The sequence below is a fragment of the Stenotrophomonas sp. SPM genome (genome assembly GCF_003105135.1).
Taxonomy (GTDB): domain Bacteria; phylum Pseudomonadota; class Gammaproteobacteria; order Xanthomonadales; family Xanthomonadaceae; genus Stenotrophomonas.
Window position 1 is genome coordinate 1 of the sequence record NZ_QETL01000009.1, and the last position, 13918, is coordinate 13918.

Annotated in this window: 27 protein-coding genes and 4 tRNA genes; 10 read left to right on the top strand and 21 right to left on the bottom strand. The window is 62.4% G+C overall.

Translation table 11 applies throughout. The annotated features are described in order from the left end of the window. Positions 1 to 40: 40 nt before the first annotated feature. A tRNA-Gly gene (locus DCO49_RS03885) sits at positions 41 to 116 on the top strand. Positions 117 to 160: 44 nt separating this feature from the next. Here DCO49_RS03885 and DCO49_RS03890 read toward each other — a convergent pair. From DCO49_RS03890 to DCO49_RS03900, 3 genes are read right to left on the bottom strand one after another with little or no spacing between them, the layout of a single operon-like run. Further along, positions 161 to 529, bottom strand: a complete 369-nt coding sequence (locus DCO49_RS03890) for a hypothetical protein (protein WP_243402650.1) — start codon at positions 527 to 529, stop codon at positions 161 to 163. Then, positions 526 to 978 carry a hypothetical protein gene (locus DCO49_RS03895; RefSeq protein ID WP_116862899.1) on the bottom strand — a complete coding sequence of 151 codons (453 nt, stop codon included), beginning with the start codon at positions 976 to 978 and terminating at the stop codon, positions 526 to 528. Before DCO49_RS03895 ends, DCO49_RS03890 begins: the two co-directional genes overlap by 4 nt. Then, the gene (locus DCO49_RS03900) at positions 971 to 1375 is read right to left on the bottom strand and encodes a hypothetical protein (RefSeq protein WP_116862900.1); all 405 of its coding nucleotides are present in this window, start codon (positions 1373 to 1375) and stop codon (positions 971 to 973) included. Before DCO49_RS03900 ends, DCO49_RS03895 begins: the two co-directional genes overlap by 8 nt. 130 nt (positions 1376 to 1505) lie before the next feature. On the opposite strand from DCO49_RS03900, the gene DCO49_RS03905 reads away from it, so the two are divergent. The 5 genes from DCO49_RS03905 (at position 1506) to DCO49_RS03925 (ending at position 4201) form a co-directional block, all read left to right on the top strand. Further along, positions 1506 to 1581, top strand: a tRNA-Gly gene (locus DCO49_RS03905). 142 nt (positions 1582 to 1723) lie between these two features. Next, a tRNA-Gly gene (locus DCO49_RS03910) sits at positions 1724 to 1799 on the top strand. Positions 1800 to 1865: 66 nt separating this feature from the next. Beyond that, a tRNA-Cys gene (locus DCO49_RS03915) sits at positions 1866 to 1939 on the top strand. Positions 1940 to 2268: 329 nt separating this feature from the next. Continuing rightward, positions 2269 to 3009, top strand: a complete 741-nt coding sequence (locus DCO49_RS03920; RefSeq protein ID WP_165835670.1) for an abortive infection system antitoxin AbiGi family protein — start codon at positions 2269 to 2271, stop codon at positions 3007 to 3009. A 76-nt stretch (positions 3010 to 3085) separates the two neighbouring features. Further along, complete coding sequence (locus DCO49_RS03925; RefSeq protein ID WP_116862902.1) at positions 3086 to 4201, top strand: site-specific integrase; 1116 nt, start codon at positions 3086 to 3088, stop codon at positions 4199 to 4201. On the opposite strand, the gene DCO49_RS03930 is transcribed toward DCO49_RS03925, so the two are convergent. From DCO49_RS03930 to DCO49_RS03940, 3 genes are read right to left on the bottom strand one after another with little or no spacing between them, the layout of a single operon-like run. After that, positions 4189 to 4575 carry a hypothetical protein gene (locus DCO49_RS03930; RefSeq protein WP_116862903.1) on the bottom strand — a complete coding sequence of 129 codons (387 nt, stop codon included), beginning with the start codon at positions 4573 to 4575 and terminating at the stop codon, positions 4189 to 4191. The genes DCO49_RS03925 and DCO49_RS03930 overlap by 13 nt on opposite strands. Then, on the bottom strand, positions 4572 to 4859 hold the full coding sequence (locus tag DCO49_RS03935; protein ID WP_116862904.1) for a hypothetical protein: 288 nt from the start codon (positions 4857 to 4859) through the stop codon (positions 4572 to 4574). The genes DCO49_RS03930 and DCO49_RS03935 overlap by 4 nt, the downstream gene beginning before the upstream one ends. Beyond that, complete coding sequence (locus tag DCO49_RS03940) at positions 4856 to 5800, bottom strand: phosphoadenosine phosphosulfate reductase family protein (RefSeq protein WP_116862905.1); 945 nt, start codon at positions 5798 to 5800, stop codon at positions 4856 to 4858. Before DCO49_RS03940 ends, DCO49_RS03935 begins: the two co-directional genes overlap by 4 nt. A 236-nt stretch (positions 5801 to 6036) precedes the next feature. On the opposite strand from DCO49_RS03940, the gene DCO49_RS20100 reads away from it, so the two are divergent. Further along, complete coding sequence (locus tag DCO49_RS20100) at positions 6037 to 6696, top strand: hypothetical protein (protein WP_133249383.1); 660 nt, start codon at positions 6037 to 6039, stop codon at positions 6694 to 6696. A 16-nt stretch (positions 6697 to 6712) separates the two neighbouring features. On the opposite strand, the gene DCO49_RS03950 is transcribed toward DCO49_RS20100, so the two are convergent. Genes DCO49_RS03950 through DCO49_RS04000 form a run of 12 tightly spaced genes read right to left on the bottom strand, consistent with a single transcriptional unit; the run spans position 6713 to position 10795 of the window. Further along, positions 6713 to 7099 carry a hypothetical protein gene (locus DCO49_RS03950; protein ID WP_133249384.1) on the bottom strand — a complete coding sequence of 129 codons (387 nt, stop codon included), beginning with the start codon at positions 7097 to 7099 and terminating at the stop codon, positions 6713 to 6715. Next, positions 7096 to 7803, bottom strand: a complete 708-nt coding sequence (locus tag DCO49_RS03955) for a hypothetical protein (protein WP_116862908.1) — start codon at positions 7801 to 7803, stop codon at positions 7096 to 7098. Before DCO49_RS03955 ends, DCO49_RS03950 begins: the two co-directional genes overlap by 4 nt. Before the next feature lie 4 nt (positions 7804 to 7807). Beyond that, on the bottom strand, positions 7808 to 8191 hold the full coding sequence (locus tag DCO49_RS03960) for a hypothetical protein (RefSeq protein ID WP_243402651.1): 384 nt from the start codon (positions 8189 to 8191) through the stop codon (positions 7808 to 7810). Between the two features lie 5 nt (positions 8192 to 8196). Beyond that, positions 8197 to 8700, bottom strand: coding sequence for a hypothetical protein (locus DCO49_RS03965; RefSeq protein ID WP_116862909.1), 504 nt, complete (start codon positions 8698 to 8700; stop codon positions 8197 to 8199). Beyond that, the gene (locus tag DCO49_RS03970) at positions 8697 to 8936 is read right to left on the bottom strand and encodes a hypothetical protein (RefSeq protein WP_116862910.1); all 240 of its coding nucleotides are present in this window, start codon (positions 8934 to 8936) and stop codon (positions 8697 to 8699) included. The genes DCO49_RS03965 and DCO49_RS03970 overlap by 4 nt, the downstream gene beginning before the upstream one ends. Continuing rightward, complete coding sequence (locus DCO49_RS03975; RefSeq protein ID WP_116862911.1) at positions 8933 to 9259, bottom strand: hypothetical protein; 327 nt, start codon at positions 9257 to 9259, stop codon at positions 8933 to 8935. Before DCO49_RS03975 ends, DCO49_RS03970 begins: the two co-directional genes overlap by 4 nt. Then, complete coding sequence (locus DCO49_RS03980; RefSeq protein ID WP_116862912.1) at positions 9256 to 9528, bottom strand: hypothetical protein; 273 nt, start codon at positions 9526 to 9528, stop codon at positions 9256 to 9258. Before DCO49_RS03980 ends, DCO49_RS03975 begins: the two co-directional genes overlap by 4 nt. Positions 9529 to 9542: 14 nt before the next feature. Next, on the bottom strand, positions 9543 to 9863 hold the full coding sequence (locus DCO49_RS03985) for a hypothetical protein (RefSeq protein ID WP_243402652.1): 321 nt from the start codon (positions 9861 to 9863) through the stop codon (positions 9543 to 9545). A gap of 2 nt (positions 9864 to 9865) precedes the next feature. Beyond that, positions 9866 to 10015 (bottom strand): hypothetical protein, encoded by a 150-nt coding sequence (locus tag DCO49_RS20265; protein WP_165835671.1) that lies wholly within the window; start codon positions 10013 to 10015, stop codon positions 9866 to 9868. After that, entirely contained in the window at positions 10012 to 10305 is a 294-nt protein-coding gene (locus DCO49_RS03990; protein ID WP_116862913.1) for a hypothetical protein, read from the bottom strand. Before DCO49_RS03990 ends, DCO49_RS20265 begins: the two co-directional genes overlap by 4 nt. Next, positions 10302 to 10574: a hypothetical protein gene (locus DCO49_RS03995; RefSeq protein ID WP_116862914.1), complete on the bottom strand. Its 273-nt coding sequence runs from the start codon at positions 10572 to 10574 to the stop codon at positions 10302 to 10304. Before DCO49_RS03995 ends, DCO49_RS03990 begins: the two co-directional genes overlap by 4 nt. Beyond that, positions 10571 to 10795: a hypothetical protein gene (locus DCO49_RS04000; protein WP_116862915.1), complete on the bottom strand. Its 225-nt coding sequence runs from the start codon at positions 10793 to 10795 to the stop codon at positions 10571 to 10573. The genes DCO49_RS03995 and DCO49_RS04000 overlap by 4 nt, the downstream gene beginning before the upstream one ends. A gap of 245 nt (positions 10796 to 11040) precedes the next feature. On the opposite strand from DCO49_RS04000, the gene DCO49_RS04005 reads away from it, so the two are divergent. Then, the gene (locus DCO49_RS04005; protein WP_116862963.1) at positions 11041 to 11577 is read left to right on the top strand and encodes a DUF4124 domain-containing protein; all 537 of its coding nucleotides are present in this window, start codon (positions 11041 to 11043) and stop codon (positions 11575 to 11577) included. 42 nt (positions 11578 to 11619) lie between these two features. Here DCO49_RS04005 and DCO49_RS04010 read toward each other — a convergent pair whose 3' ends face one another. From DCO49_RS04010 to DCO49_RS20270, 3 genes are all read right to left on the bottom strand, one after another. Further along, a complete protein-coding gene (locus DCO49_RS04010) occupies positions 11620 to 11934 on the bottom strand; it encodes a hypothetical protein (RefSeq protein WP_243402653.1) in 315 nt (104 codons plus the stop codon). Then, complete coding sequence (locus DCO49_RS04015) at positions 11906 to 12460, bottom strand: hypothetical protein (protein WP_243402654.1); 555 nt, start codon at positions 12458 to 12460, stop codon at positions 11906 to 11908. Before DCO49_RS04015 ends, DCO49_RS04010 begins: the two co-directional genes overlap by 29 nt. Positions 12461 to 12685: 225 nt before the next feature. Further along, positions 12686 to 12916, bottom strand: a complete 231-nt coding sequence (locus DCO49_RS20270) for a hypothetical protein (RefSeq protein ID WP_165835672.1) — start codon at positions 12914 to 12916, stop codon at positions 12686 to 12688. Positions 12917 to 12984: 68 nt separating this feature from the next. Here DCO49_RS20270 and DCO49_RS04025 point away from each other — a divergent pair, with 68 nt between their 5' ends. Beyond that, positions 12985 to 13515: a hypothetical protein gene (locus DCO49_RS04025; RefSeq protein WP_116862918.1), complete on the top strand. Its 531-nt coding sequence runs from the start codon at positions 12985 to 12987 to the stop codon at positions 13513 to 13515. Positions 13516 to 13588: 73 nt separating this feature from the next. Next, positions 13589 to 13747: a hypothetical protein gene (locus DCO49_RS04030; RefSeq protein ID WP_207776458.1), complete on the top strand. Its 159-nt coding sequence runs from the start codon at positions 13589 to 13591 to the stop codon at positions 13745 to 13747. Positions 13748 to 13918 lie beyond the last annotated feature (171 nt).

Sequence of the window (13918 nt, forward strand, 5' to 3'; positions counted from 1 at the left end):
GACACAATAGCGCTCCTTCGACGCAGGTCGAACGGAATCTGCGGGAATAGCTCAGTTGGTAGAGCGCAACCTTGCCAAGGTTGAGGTCGCGAGTTCGAGTCTCGTTTCCCGCTCCAGATTGCAGAAAAACGCTCCCGGAAGGGGGCGTTTTTCGTTTGCGTCAGTCCTTTTCGCCGATGGTCGTGCGAGGGGCGCCCCTTTGCACGTTGCACCACGTCCGTATGTCCGCCCGGTCGAAATTCCGGCAGGCATTCTTCTGCGCGGTGTACAGGTACTGAGCATCGGCCTGGTAGGTGAAGTGGTAGTAGTACCTCAGGTCCTTGCCGTACTGCCAGTCGTTCGAGGAACCATCGCTGATCACGTAGGGTTCGAAGAAGAGGATCGACGACTGCTCGGGAATGAAGTTGCTCCTGTCCACCAGCAGCATCATCGCGTTCGATACCAGGTGGGTCGACAGGCAGAGTGCGAGCGTGCACGCTGCGAGCATCAGGCCCGTGGCGGTGGCGGCATAGCGTAGTGCTGCGCTCACGATGAAGGGTATCTGCGTGCGGCGGAAGCGCGGCGGCGAAACGCCTTCCACGCACTGATGACGGACACCGCGCACAGGGCCAGGAACAGGCTCAGATCCAGCAACAGCAACCACAGCAGGTGTGTACCGTAGACCGGCGATTGGTGCATCGCGCCCATCGCGAACGGTACCGACCACGTCAGCAGCAGCGCGAAGGCGATCAGCAGGCGCAGCCAGAGCCGACGCCATCGCCATGGGCGCACGATCAGCACGGCAACCGCGATTTCGACCGTGCTCATCAAAGCGAACGTAACAACCTTGCCGGTGGCATAGGGCTGGGGCGTGTCTGGATCGAGACTGCGCTGCAGCCAGTAGTCATGCTGCGCGCCGGCATGAATCAGCGCGGCCATCACCGCCAGCCAGACAATGGTGGCGGCCAGGCAGTACCAGCGAATGGTGCGATCACTCATGCGCGGGCTCCTTGCGCGTGCTGCAGGTGGTGGTGAGCGCAGCTAAGTGCATGCTTGCGGCGATTGCGGCCAGCGCAAGCACGCCCGGGCCGGCGGTGAAGTACAACATGCGCAACGGGTTGTTGTGCATCAGCGTCCAGGTCGCGAACGCGAGCGGGATGGCCAGCAGCAGCAATTTCGCTGCCAACGGCCGCAGTACGGCGATCAACGGCTGTGCGCCGAGGAACAGCACGAACGCGTAGTACTGAGCGAGGCCAAGGCCGATGTTGCCGTGCGAGCTGAAACCGACATGGTCGCGATACCAGTTCATGCCCAGCGGCATCAGCGTCCAATAGAGTGCGCCCACCAGCAGGTGCAGCAGCAGGGAGATCAGCAGGGATTTGCCGTGCAGGAACATGGGCCGAGGCGTCCGGGCGGGGCAGGGTACCCCACCGCGCAGGGCCCGGATCGCCGTGCGTGAAGACTGTTGACGGCGTGAAGGAATTTGGACACAATAGCGCTCCTTCGACGCAGGTCGAACGGAATCTGCGGGAATAGCTCAGTTGGTAGAGCGCAACCTTGCCAAGGTTGAGGTCGCGAGTTCGAGTCTCGTTTCCCGCTCCAGATTCTACAGGGCCCCGGTAGGGGCCTTGTTTTTCTCCCGCCTCGGCAAGGCGGGGCACGTTGAGCCACAAGGCTTTGCGCGCAGTCAGAAAGGTGAAATCGCTGGTGTGTGTCCCGGATTTCCGGTACCATGGCGGCTTACGCGGGAATAGCTCAGTTGGTAGAGCGCAACCTTGCCAAGGTTGAGGTCGCGAGTTCGAGTCTCGTTTCCCGCTCCAGTTTCGACAGGCCCCATCGCGGGGTTTTGTCATGTCAGGGGCATCGTTCCTGGCCGCAGTACGTTTGGCCTCATGGCAGAGTGGCTATGCACCGGATTGCAAATCCGTTTACAGCGGTTCGATTCCGCTTGAGGCCTCCAAATAAGCCCCTGATTTATCAGGGGTTTTTCTTTGTCCGCGGTTTGGCGATGGTCTGCAAAATCCCCTGATTCGGCCATGAAATCATCGCTCTGACACCCGTTTCCGGGTGGCAAACTCGCGTTAACATGTGTCGAGTGCGTTTACGTGAGTAAGCGAGGGGGGGGGTAGGAGATGAGTCGCCTCTAGATGGACGACGCGGTTCCTCGGACACGTCAATTCAGTCAGCTGGGCTCCCCTCGTTGATCTATCGGCAGTTGCTTGGTGAGCAACCCGCCCACTCGCGGGTATCCGTACACCTGGTTGTTTAATTTTTGTACAGGGAGGTCCTGTGGCGCTTAGTTCAAACAGCCTCATACATTTCACGTCATCGATCGACAGTCTTCTCGGCATCCTTGAGGGCGGCTTCAAGCTCAAGTACTGCAGGGAAGAGTTCTCCCTAATCGGCAGCGATGAAGTCCTGCATGTGCCGATGGTCTCATTCTGTGACATTCCATTCTCACAAGTGGTAAACCACATCGAGAGGTATGGCTGTTATGGCATCGGATTGAGCAAGGAATGGGCGGTGAGGAACCGTCTCAACCCGGTTCTATACGTACAAGATAACTCTCTTCTTGCAAACAGCTATTACTCTTTGATGACGTTTCTGCACGATAAGGAAACGAAGGGTGAGATTGATGAGGAGCCGCGCCGTCTCGGTGTTGACATCGTGCGTTATATCAAGAATTACGAGGGTATGCTTAAAAGGCGCGACTTAGAGCCGGAGCTTTACCGTTTTTCCGATGAGAGAGAGTGGCGATATGTTCCTCCATACTCAGATAGCTACAATTCCGTCTATTTAACTGAGGCCTTCGAGAAGGAGACTGCGGCTCGAGCAAACAGAAGACTCAACGGTTTGCGGCTCAAGTTTGATGCTAATGATATTAATTACATCGTGATCGATAACGACACGGAGATTGCGATGGTGGCTGATCACATGAACAAGACAAAGTCGGATAAGTACACCCTGTCTCAGGCGCAAAGGATCATGACGCGAATCATTACATACGATCAAATTTGCGGAGATTTTTAGTTCCGTAAAAGACGTGCAGTGCTGGCGAGAGATTCAGATTGCTGGGGCTGGTTCCTCTCAATGGTGGCGGACTACTATGGCGACTAAGCGACGCCGGGGCGACTCCTGGCAATACACGATCAAGCGCGCGGGGCTGCTGCCTCAGCCCGTGTACCTGAGTTTCACCTCGGAGGCAGAGGGCGACGAATACGTCAGGCGTCTGGAGGCGATTCTTGACCGCGGCATCGTGCCAGAGGAGTTGGCCAACACCAAGGCGGCGGCAAAGGATCTGCGTAGCCAGGTGAGCGAGTATCGCGGCGCGCAGCACATCTCTGTGGATGATGAGCAGCTGCTGCCGGTCCTGCTGTCGCGGTTGCCCATCGGCATCACGCTTCCGCAGCTCACCTTTACCTGGGCGACCGAATGGGTCACCACGATGAAGCGCGAGCAGAACCTCGCGCCTTCCACCATCCGGCACTACGTCGGGGCATTGTCGCGGGCGCTCGACTGGCTCGCCGCTCACGGCGCGCTGCCCATGAATCCGCTGCGTCTTCTGCCCCGCGGCTATTCGACGTACACGCCCGACGACAAGGTGGCTGTGGCGAAAATAGAAGGGCACGCGAAGACCGACCAGGAGCGCGATCGCCGGCTGGAAGATGGCGAGGAAGCTCGCATACGCGAGATCCTGGCTGGGGCGAAGCCCGCAGGCCGCCAACGGCCGCTGGACCTTCCGCAGCGGGAAGCGCTCGTGCTGATGTTCGAGATGGCGCTGGAGACGGCCATGCGTATGCGGGAGATCTACACGCTGGAGCACAGCCAGATAGATGTTGCGCGCCGTACGATCTTCCTGGACAAGACAAAGAACGGGAGCAAGCGCCAGGTGCCGATGACGTCGGTGCTGCTAGCCAAGCTCGCGGCTTACCAGGGTGACTTCGGCGGGCGCTTGTTCCCCTTTTGGGAGGGCGAGCGGAGCCCGCTGGCCCTGCGCCGTGTGTCGAGCAAGCTCTCGCGCCAGTTCGAGCGCATCTTCGTTGCGGCGGGCTGCGCGGATCTCGGCTTCCACGATCTGCGCCACGAAGCGACCAGCCGCCTGTATGAGAAGACCACGCTGACGGACATTAAGATCGCGAGTATCACTGGACATCGCGATCCGCGGCAGTTGAAGCGGTACGCCAACCTGCGGGCCTCGGACCTCGCCGATCAGCTCTGGTGATCGGCCTGCTCGTAGGCACGTAGGTCAGGCGGCGTGATGCGGCGCGCCTTGCCTTTGCGCGCGGGGGTAGCGCCCACGGGGGCGTTGGAGGCGGGCCGGGTGCCGATCGCTGATTTCTTCCGCTCTGCTGCCTGCCGGCGCCCTTCCGAACGCAGGAAGTCGATGAGATCCTCGCGCAGCATGACGGTGTGTTTCTGATTCAGGCGCACGGCGGGTACCTTGCCCTTGTCCACAAGCTCCTTCATGGCCTCGAGGCCCAGGCGCAGCATCCGAGCGGCTCCCTCAAGGCCTAGCGTCTCGTCCAGGACCTCGGCGTGACCCTCAGTGCCTTGTTTCAGTCGGCGAGGCTCGCGATACAGATGGTGATGATTCATCGGCGCTCCTTATGCCGCACGGCAGGGTCGATGCCGTAGGTGTCGGCAAGTGCGCTGGTAAGCCGGTATGCAGTCGCGCGGCTTACGTGGAAACGGGCGATGACCTCATCCGCAGTCGGGAATTCGTCCTGCTCATACGCCCATTTCATGAAAATCATGATGGAGCGCATGTAGCCGTAGCCAGAGAGATCGTTCCTGGCCCGGCGTAGCTTGACCACGGGCGGCATTGAGGGGTCGGCAGAGAAGTCACGTGCGCCTAAACCGATAGTCGGTGAGAGGTTCATGCGGCGCTCCTTTCGCACAGGCCAAGATCGGACGTGCAGCCGCCGCCGGCCTGCCGCTGGAAGAACAGATCGAACTGCCGGCCGCCCCGGCTGGTTCGACTCCACTCCACCAGGGTGTCGATCCTGGAATAGGTGCCAGGCCGGTCAACGTCGGTCGGATCGGTCACCGCGGGGAAGAACGTGGCGCTTCGGCGCTTGTTGGCCGAGGCGACCATTTCCTCCCATTCGCGGATCCGCTGGATGTGGTCGGGGAACAGGTCTGCGATGTTCCGTAGCTCGCTCTTGCGGCAGTTGATGCAGGGCATGCAGCCAACGCGGCCCATGCCCAGGGCATAGAGCGGGTTGGGCTTGATCCCGTGCTTACGGTGCTGCTCCCAAACCTGCTGGACAGTCCAGTCGAAGATCGGACGCCAGACGTGGCAGCCAGATTCATGCCGGTTGAAACGGGGCTGCTTGGAGCGGTTGGCGGATTCCTCCGCCCGGATTCCGAGCCACTGCAGCACCGCCCCGGCCCTGAGCATGGGTGCAACAATCTGGGTAGTTATGGGGATTGTCTTCAATTCCTCGGTACAGAACTGCGCCATGCGTGAGGGGAAGCGACCCTTGCTGATGCATAGATCCAAGAAGGGATTTCCCGTTGGCTCATGCAGCGCTGCGGCCTGGCGCACGATTTCCTCGGGAATGCCCTGACCCGGCCACTTCTGCAGGATGTACTCGCGATGCTGGGCAAGCTGCCGGGTGAAGTCTGCGCGTACAGTCTCGACCTCGGGGCCGCCAGTCTTGTTTGCCAGCTCCGCCACGTAGTCGTAGACGCGCTGATCCTCGTTGCCTGTATCCGCGAACACTGCACGGAACGGCCGTCCCAGCTCGATGGCACGCAGGTACACCGCCGTGCTGTCCTTACCGCCGGAGACGTTCACCAAGTGCTGGATGGTAGTCATGGGAACTGGTCCGGTTGGCGCGTCAGGGCAGGCAGGGCCGGCAGCGATGCAGGTGCGGAGAAGCGCATGCAAGCGTGCTGTGCAGCTTTGGAGGCGAACCAAAGACTGTCGTTACGCCGGCGTGTGCGGCATTCCAGTAGCGCGTCTCCATCGGGCAAAGGAATTCGGCCATTAACTTTCCCTGCGGCTCGACCGAGGTCGTGGCAGAATGCCGAAACTCTAGGGGGGGTAGGCGCTTGAGCTGGATTGACGGAGTTTTTCGCTGCGGTTCTCTTGGTGAAGACGACTGTGTTGTGTGGTGGGACGCTTTGGCGGCGGGTGGAACTTGGGCCGCAGTTGCAGTGGCTCTGGTTGCTCTGTGGATAGCGTGGATCGGCATCGGGGCTGCTGTAGGATCTGCTTACGCTGTCTGGCGCTTGGGGCGGGAGGCAAATCGACTCGCTGCAGCTCCCTTTGAAGTTGCAAAACGGCAGGAGATTCAGGAGCGGGTTGTGCTTCTTTCCGCGCTGTATGGTGAGATGCTGTCGATTTCTGGAAGCGCAGGCGCCTTGCACAATTTGATGGGCCACAAGTACGGCGTAGAGCACATGTTGGACAACGAGGTGAGCAGGCAGAATGGTGCCAAGATGCTGCGGGAGCTGACCATGCCGCTCACCATGCAGATTATGGGAAGGTTGCATGTACTGCCCGCTGCAGAGTCCAGTGCTATTGCCCAATGCCTGGGAATCGTCTCCATTCTGCAAACCTCTGCGAACTCCTTTGAGTCCTCTAGTCGGGGCATTGACCAGGCTGAGGGAGTAGTACGCCGTGTTATCAGCGACCTGGGGCGACTGGAGCGACTGGCTGATAAGCTTTCTGATCTGTGCGAAGAGCAGATTTACAAGAGTCAGCATTGAGATGGGAGCCAAGTAGTTAAACATCGCGCGCTCTCTGGATATCGATCAATGCATCGATAGCTTCGTTCACGTTGGCGTATGGCTCACGCGCGCGGGTGGGAACGATCAGGGTAACGTCCTTGAGGTCAATCCATGTCCAGCACTTGAGGAATTCGTCCTCGTCCCATGCGACCTGCAGGTGGGGAGCAATAACGCGCCAGCGAGCGGCGGCCTTTTGTATGTCCGCGTCAACGGCTCGATCGATCAGCTGAATAGTCCCGTTATTCGACTCACCTTCGCCGGAACGCATGCCTTGCACCCTCTCTGCTAACTCCATCAGATTTAGCCCCGGCTGCCCGAACAGGGCCTCGCCGATCTGCGCGACGAGGCGCTGGGCCGCGCCATCGGCCATCGTGGTGTTCATGCGCGGGCCCCTATCGTTTCGAGAGCAGCGATAGCCAAGGGCCGCACGAACCACGCGGCGAGGCCATCCTCCGTTTCGCCCAGCCAAACCAAACGCCAGTCAGCGCTAGGGGCTTCCGGGTTCCAGTCGATCATCTGCTGGATGTTGGCGTACACACCGGTCCCGACCGATTCCTCCTCGAATTCGGCCTCGACCACGACCAGGTCGAAACCCTGGGCGTAGAACAGCGGCAGGAGGGTCGATTCGCGGCCGTCAGGCCACGCAGGCACGTCCGGGTGGCACAGCACTTCGCCGTAGCTGTCGCGTGACGGCAGTCGGGCGGGGTCATACAGCCCGCGCCAGGGATCTGCCGGATCAATGCCGGTGCCATCCTGGCCGCGCACCAGTTGCAGCAGCTGCGCGGCGTGCGCCAGCCGGGCCTTGGTGGTATCGCAGAGGGGAGTGTCGCCTTCCTGGAAGCTGCTGCGGAGCGAGGCGTACCACGCGGAAACAGGTGCCTCGAACACGCGCAGATCCTGCGTGCGGGGCAGGCGGGCATACAGGTCGAGAAGCGCGGTCGAGGCTTGAGCCAGAGGAACCGCCTTTGCGGCATTGGGAATCCACACCGCCTCAACGGCGATTGCCTCCAGCGTGCGGACGGCCTCGCGCAGCACAGGGCACGCGTAGGCGATGGGGAGCTGTTTGGTCTGTTGGGTCGCGGTCATGGGTTTACCTGCTAGAAGTCGACGTCGGTGTTGACGAACGCGCCGCCCAGCGGCGCGGGGGTGGTGTCTGCTGCAGCGCCAGCCGGGCGAGGGGGATCGGCCCCGCACGGCGGTACCGGCGGTGCGGATCGGCGGCGTACCTGCCATCGTTCAAGCGGATCACCTGGTACTGCGGAAACGCGTCCGCCGGCAGGTAGGTCCTGGCTTCCGCAATGAGGCTGACGTAGCGCTCCTGCCACTCCGCTGGCATCGACTGCAGGGTGCGCCGGGGCACTACGAAGTACGCCGCGCGGGACTGCCCGAACGCCTGGTGTGCCGGGCCGGTGGCGTACAGCACTTTCCTGGCCGTTGCAGCGTCGGTGGAGTGATCTGTGGAAGGGGCGCTCATCGAAGTCATTCCGGGCTTTGGACGGGCAGGCGATCCATGTAGCCGCCATGGTTGGCCGCATGGCGGCTCAGCGTGGGACGCAGCGGCGTGGTACCCAGCTGCTCGATAACGCCGCCCTTTGCGCAGAAAGCGGCGAGATCCTCGGCCAGCTGGTCGCGCTCGTAATCCTTGTGCCGAACGGTGGTTGATGCGTCACTCGCGCGGCCGTTCTCGGGGAGTGCTGTGACCAAGGCGCGGAATGTCCGGCGTTCGCGGGGCTCGGCCGCGCGCAGCGGTGCAATCGCGTGCTGGACGTGGCCCGCGAGGCGCCAGATGCCGATGCGGCCGGAGCGCGCGCACGTGGCCTGGCCGCTGCGTGCCAGCCCGGTCAGCGTGTGGCTGATGACGTGGCTCGACTCGTTGATGCGCCCGATGGTCCTCAGCTGCTCAATCGTTGCGCCCTGCGGGAACTGCGCGAGGGCTTTGCGCACCAGGTCGGCGCGGCCGGTGTGCTGCGCGGAAGTACTCATGCGCGCGCCCCGGCAACCATCTGGCGCATCGCGCTGCCCAGGTGCAGCACGCGCGACGATTGATGCGCGACTGCGTCGGCGTTGTTGGTCAGCACCAGCGTGTCGTCCAGCGGGTAGGCGGTGTGCCCATCCCAGTCGTCCAGCACGTCCTTCATGCCAAAGTGCTCGCGCAGCTCCTGCGCGTTGGCGGTTTTGCCGCAGCGTTGCGGCCCATAGATCACGACAGAGCGGCTCATGCGTGGACTCCTTTCGTGGCGCGCGTAGCGCGGTTGTTAGGGGAGATCGGCCGGACGCGCACGCCCTGCCGGTCGAGCCAGCGGTGTGCGGCCTGAGCGGCCAGGCGGTTGAGGGGGAAGGTCGTGCCGCCCAGGCGCAGCGAGTTGCGCGATACCCCCGCGCTTCGGCTGGCGCTGGCGGCGAGCTGCATGAGCGATTCGCGGGGCGCGGCGGTGTACAGCCCGGCCCAAATCCAGCCCTGGCACACCATCAGCACCAGCGACTCGCCCTGGTGACCGGTGGCGAACTGCTGCTCAACCGGAAGAGTTGCTGCAGCGCTCATGCGGACAGCGCCAGGTCGGGGGCCTTGGCAATTTCGGCCTCGGCAGCAGCGAGGCCGGCGGCGGTCAAGGTCGCGGTGCGCGGCAGCTCCGGGTCGTCGAAGCGCACCAGGACTCGCTCATCCAGCCAGTTCATGACTCGGCGGGTGAACACCTTCTCCGGTCGGTTGTTGGGCGCGAAGCCCGCACGGGTGCGGTGCAGTGCGTGGTCCGAAGCGGCATGCGCTGCCAGCAGAGCGGCGCGTTCTTTCGGCTTGAGTGCGGCGGCCATGGCTTGTCTCCTGGTCAGGCTGCGATGGAGGTGGAAGGGGCGGTTGAAGCGAGTTCGGCCAGCACTTCGCCGCGGTGGCGGGCGAGGTGGGAGATCGGAATGCGGTAGTGCGCCAAGGTGCTGTCGGTCCAGCGCAGCTCGGCCAACGCGGCGCGGTCGTAGGGAACCGGCCGGGTGGCGATGCCGCAGCGGTGGCACTCGATGTGCACCAGGTCGGGGCAGGCCGTGCATAGGCGATGCCCGGTCGGCGCACCGCTGGTGGTGACGATCTGCGGCCGGTGGCCATGGCCACAGGAGGGAACCGATGCAGGCAGTGGGCGGGAGGTCTGTCGCACGGTCAGCCCCTCACCGAACTGCTGGCTGCCCAGCGGGCTTTCGCGGCCTCGTGGTGCGCATGGGCGCTGAGGAGCTCGACGATGCGCAGTGGCACGACGACGGCGGCCAGAAGCGCAATTGCCAGCCAGCTGATGCGAAGGTGGCGGTTCACGCTGCACCTCCTGCCACGTGCTTATCGAGGAAGGCCTGGAGCCTCGGCACCAGAGTGCTGGGCACCTGGATTGCGCCATTGCCGAGCCAGAGCCGCGTAACGGCGGTTTTGCCGTCTGTTTTAATTTCTGGGCGCTGGGCGTGCTCGCCAACGATCACCGCGATCGAGCGGTACTCCCTCTGCTTGCCCTCGAGGGTGAAAACGTTGGCTACCCAGCGCCCTTGGCTGTTGCGATTAACGGCCAGCTTTTCCGTGAAGCACTTGGCTTCGAATTCAACGAATCCGCTCATGCCTGTACCTCAGCCGGCGCTTCGCCGCTCGGGACAACGACGAGGGCTCCATCGACGGTCAGTCCAGGGTGCCCGCCCGTTGCTTGGCAGAGAACCTGCTGCAGGTTCATCGCGTCCTCTTGCCAGGCGCATGCGGCATCCTCCGCCAGCCACAGCTGCTGCCGGAGCTCCTCATTTTCGACAGCCAGGCGAGCAACTTCAGCGCAGAGCTGACTCAACGCCTCGCGGTCAAGGCGGCGAAAAACCGCGTTTCCGATGAGCGCGCTCATGCCCGCACCTCAGCTGACATATCCCGCGAGCAGGCTTCCAGGCGAAGGCTTGCCACGCCCATGCGGCGCGAGCGGCGCAGCTGGTTGCGGCTGTGCTCGCCCTTGCTGCGGGTCCACAGGGTCCGGGCGGTGCTGTGATCGCGGGCCGCCAGCGCCAGCAGGGCCTTGACGGCCAGCAGCGGCAGTAGGGTTGGGCTCGGATCGGCGTGGAGATGAGACATGGCGCGCTCCTGGTAAGAGAGGGCGCCGGCGGGTCATCTGCCGCGGGGAGCGGCTGCGGCAGGGAGGGGAGGCCCGGTCCGCTTGGCGACCCGCCGGTCGCCCGCCGGTGGGATGCCGGCGGAGCAATTTATCCCACAGCTAAATTTCTATTGCAATAGCTGCCAGCTAAATTTGTTGGCGGGGGATGGAAATGGGCGGGACACAACGGATAATTCCCAGGCGTATCAGGGCCAGGGAGGCTGCAATGTTCAGCAGGGTGTTGGTGTTAGGGGTTGCGCTGGTGGTTTCGCCGTGGTCTTCAGCTGAGGTGTTCAAGTGCAAGGGAGCGAGCGGGGAGACGGTCTACTCGCAAGACCCGTGTTCCGCAGGTGCTGCACCAATGAGGCTCCGTTCTAACCGGGCTTCAACAGAGAGTGCGGGCGAGGCTGCCAATCGCGCTGCGGTTTACCAGACGACAGAGCTGGCGGATGCAGGCATCGCTGAGCGGAACTGCCTGTCTTCGGAACAAAGCAGGATCTACAGTCCGGTCAACGCGCGCGGGCAGGACGTGTCACGCCAGATCGCCGCGCTTAACCGTGACCTGGCTAGGGCGAGCAACAATCTCGCTGGTGCTACCTATGAGGCTGGAATCCGTTCTCAGATAGCAAGCCTGCAGCAATCACACACGGCGGATAGAGCGTCCGCCGACACCCAGATGATGGAGGCCAGAAGACGTTGTGGCGATGCTCGCAGTGAGCGTGAGCGCGCCACGCGGGACAAGTACTCCGCTGGCGGCAACTGATAGAAGTGGGCGCCAGGCGCGCCCACTGACCACGGCTATAGGTCAGACGTCTTGGATGGAGACGTCTCTGATGAAACCAGCTTCATCCAACGGGACGCCTTCCATGCAGCATTCTCTGGCAGCCTCCATTTCCCGATGCAGCTGGACCAGCGCATCGTTTTCCAGGCAGTCGATGCCTGGCGTGTTGAAAGTTGCCTGGTCGATCAAGCATCCCAGGTTGTAGTGATCGCGCAGCCAGCGGATGCGGCGGAGGATGCTGTCCCGCGTCACGTTGTCGATGGTTGATGGCTTCGGCGCTGCGACCACGCGCAGCTTGGGCTTCTGCCCATCACGCCTTGCGACGCGCTGGGCGATCACCTGCGCCAATGCCTCGAGTGTCCCCGCGGCTGGGGGCTCCTTCTTCTGGTTCTCCATCCTTCTCCCTGAGCCTTTGCGCAAGCGCCTTGCTGAAATCAATCAGGTTGTCAGGGGTAACCGTCGCCTCGCCTCGGTGATAGAGGTACTCGTAGGCATAAGCCAGTGGCGTACCGTCGTCCTCATTGCTGAAGTCATCGATTCCAAGGTTGGCGAAGGTGAGCCTGACGAGCCTGATCGCGGAGGCGATAATCTCAGGGTCGATTCGCAAATCCTGAGAACCAGCAGCAGCGGCATCGACAGCAGCATCTTCAGACCTAGGTTGATCCAACCAACCATGTGACAGCCCCGCTGCCCGTTCGATCTTGCGCGCGGCATCATCGCCCAGCTTCTTCCCGCTCAACAGCTGGTTGAGGTAGGAGGGGGCCATGTCCAGGTGGATGGCGATAGCCTTCTGAGTTCCCAGCTGGGGTTTCAGCGTGGCAACCAGCGCTTGGAGGTTGAGGTGTCTGGCGGTGATGGCATCCATGCGGGAAGCGTAGCTAGTAGCTAAACAGCGTTGTTTCGCCATCAGCTTGACAATGGGATTTAGCTGATGGCTAAATACTAGCCCTATGGACCTACTCACCTTCATTTCGGACCCCGAACGTAAGCGGCGCCTCGCTGCCCTCACCGGCAGTTCTGAGGGATACCTGTGGCAGTGCGCGACCGGATGGAGGAACAAGAAGCCCAGCCCGATCCTGGCACGAAGGATTCAGGAGGCATCAGTAGAGATCGGTGGCGAGCTCGGGTGCGAGCCGTTGGCCCTGGCTGCAATCCGCCCTGACATCTGGCCGGCTGAGACGGCATGAAGTGCTCTGCCTACATAGGCCTGACGCGCCGGGGCGAACAGGACCCCGACCACGCCACCGATGCCGGATGCGGCGTCGTAGGTGCGAAGTGCGATGAAGTGCATGCGCTGCGGGAAGCTGATGATCTCTGCCATGGCGCCAATGTTGCGCCGGTCGCTGGCAGCCTTCCCACGATGATCGATCACGCGTTTCAGGGGGAAGCATGACCTGCCAGCGCTCTGACCTGTACTGGCGGGATGCGCTGCATAACGCAGTGGCCCGCGCCCCGGGTGGCCTGCAGGATGCCGCCGCACACATCAGCAAGCGACGGGGCAAGTCGATCTCGGCCGAGACACTGCGCAAGAAACTGCGGGGCGTTGATGGTGAGTCTATCTCCATGGAGATGGCCGAGATCCTGACCGACTACCTGCAGCAGTTTGTGGTCACGCAGGAGAGTGCCACCGACTGGGTGTGTTCTCTCGCGGGCCAGTACGACCTGATGGTGGACTACGTCCCGCCGCCGCCCGAGGGTGGCTGGCCCAATGAGCTGGCCGCGATCCAGGGGAAGTTGCTGGAGCTGCACAAGCTGACAGGCGCGCTGGCCGGTGCAGGCATCGACGCGCTGGCTGACCAGCGCCTCACTGTTCCCGAGGCGGATCGAATCCAGGACCTGTCGCGCGATGTGCGCAGGCTCTGCTACCGCCTTGAGCGAAACGCCTGCCGTGCTGCTGGGCAGCAGGGGATGGAGGACTGACGTGGCAATCCACCACGCCCATCGATCTCGGTATCGACGGCGTGGCATAGCCAGTGCGTCTGCACGACAGGCGATGGAACTGGCGGCCTTGGCGCTGACTGATGCGGTGCCTGGGTTGATTGGAGAAGAAGCATTGGCAGAGCGTGAGCGCATCCGCCAGCGACAAGATCAGCTAGACAACCGGCAGCACAGCCTGCCTTTGGGGAACCCTGATGTACCACGCAAGCATTGATTCTGCCCCATCCCCCCGGGTGGCTTGTGAAAGGCCGCGTGCTGCCCGCGCTACTGAATCCGCCTTGGCATTGCGAGCCATTCGCGATACCAGCGATGGGTCCTCCCTGGCTTTGGCGGACGCGGGTAATCAGACGCGCATTTCCTGGGTAGATAGCGGCTCGGGAAACTA

Coding starts and splice junctions, on each gene's coding strand:
- DCO49_RS03975 (WP_116862911.1), bottom strand. CDS start 9,259: ATGAGCGCTGCAGCAACTCTTCCGGTTGAGCAGCAGTTCGCCACCGGT.
- DCO49_RS03980 (WP_116862912.1), bottom strand. CDS start 9,528: ATGGCCGCCGCACTCAAGCCGAAAGAACGCGCCGCTCTGCTGGCAGCG.
- DCO49_RS03925 (WP_116862902.1), top strand. CDS start 3,086: ATGGCGACTAAGCGACGCCGGGGCGACTCCTGGCAATACACGATCAAG.
- DCO49_RS03955 (WP_116862908.1), bottom strand. CDS start 7,803: ATGACCGCGACCCAACAGACCAAACAGCTCCCCATCGCCTACGCGTGC.
- DCO49_RS03935 (WP_116862904.1), bottom strand. CDS start 4,859: ATGAACCTCTCACCGACTATCGGTTTAGGCGCACGTGACTTCTCTGCC.
- DCO49_RS04005 (WP_116862963.1), top strand. CDS start 11,041: ATGTTCAGCAGGGTGTTGGTGTTAGGGGTTGCGCTGGTGGTTTCGCCG.
- DCO49_RS03995 (WP_116862914.1), bottom strand. CDS start 10,574: ATGAGCGCGCTCATCGGAAACGCGGTTTTTCGCCGCCTTGACCGCGAG.
- DCO49_RS03950 (WP_133249384.1), bottom strand. CDS start 7,099: ATGAACACCACGATGGCCGATGGCGCGGCCCAGCGCCTCGTCGCGCAG.
- DCO49_RS04000 (WP_116862915.1), bottom strand. CDS start 10,795: ATGTCTCATCTCCACGCCGATCCGAGCCCAACCCTACTGCCGCTGCTG.
- DCO49_RS03965 (WP_116862909.1), bottom strand. CDS start 8,700: ATGAGTACTTCCGCGCAGCACACCGGCCGCGCCGACCTGGTGCGCAAA.
- DCO49_RS03900 (WP_116862900.1), bottom strand. CDS start 1,375: ATGTTCCTGCACGGCAAATCCCTGCTGATCTCCCTGCTGCTGCACCTG.
- DCO49_RS03895 (WP_116862899.1), bottom strand. CDS start 978: ATGAGTGATCGCACCATTCGCTGGTACTGCCTGGCCGCCACCATTGTC.
- DCO49_RS03940 (WP_116862905.1), bottom strand. CDS start 5,800: ATGACTACCATCCAGCACTTGGTGAACGTCTCCGGCGGTAAGGACAGC.
- DCO49_RS04030 (WP_207776458.1), top strand. CDS start 13,589: ATGGAACTGGCGGCCTTGGCGCTGACTGATGCGGTGCCTGGGTTGATT.
- DCO49_RS03990 (WP_116862913.1), bottom strand. CDS start 10,305: ATGAGCGGATTCGTTGAATTCGAAGCCAAGTGCTTCACGGAAAAGCTG.
- DCO49_RS03970 (WP_116862910.1), bottom strand. CDS start 8,936: ATGAGCCGCTCTGTCGTGATCTATGGGCCGCAACGCTGCGGCAAAACC.
- DCO49_RS04015 (WP_243402654.1), bottom strand. CDS start 12,460: ATGGATGCCATCACCGCCAGACACCTCAACCTCCAAGCGCTGGTTGCC.
- DCO49_RS03960 (WP_243402651.1), bottom strand. CDS start 8,191: ATGAGCGCCCCTTCCACAGATCACTCCACCGACGCTGCAACGGCCAGG.
- DCO49_RS20270 (WP_165835672.1), bottom strand. CDS start 12,916: ATGGCAGAGATCATCAGCTTCCCGCAGCGCATGCACTTCATCGCACTT.
- DCO49_RS03930 (WP_116862903.1), bottom strand. CDS start 4,575: ATGAATCATCACCATCTGTATCGCGAGCCTCGCCGACTGAAACAAGGC.
- DCO49_RS04025 (WP_116862918.1), top strand. CDS start 12,985: ATGACCTGCCAGCGCTCTGACCTGTACTGGCGGGATGCGCTGCATAAC.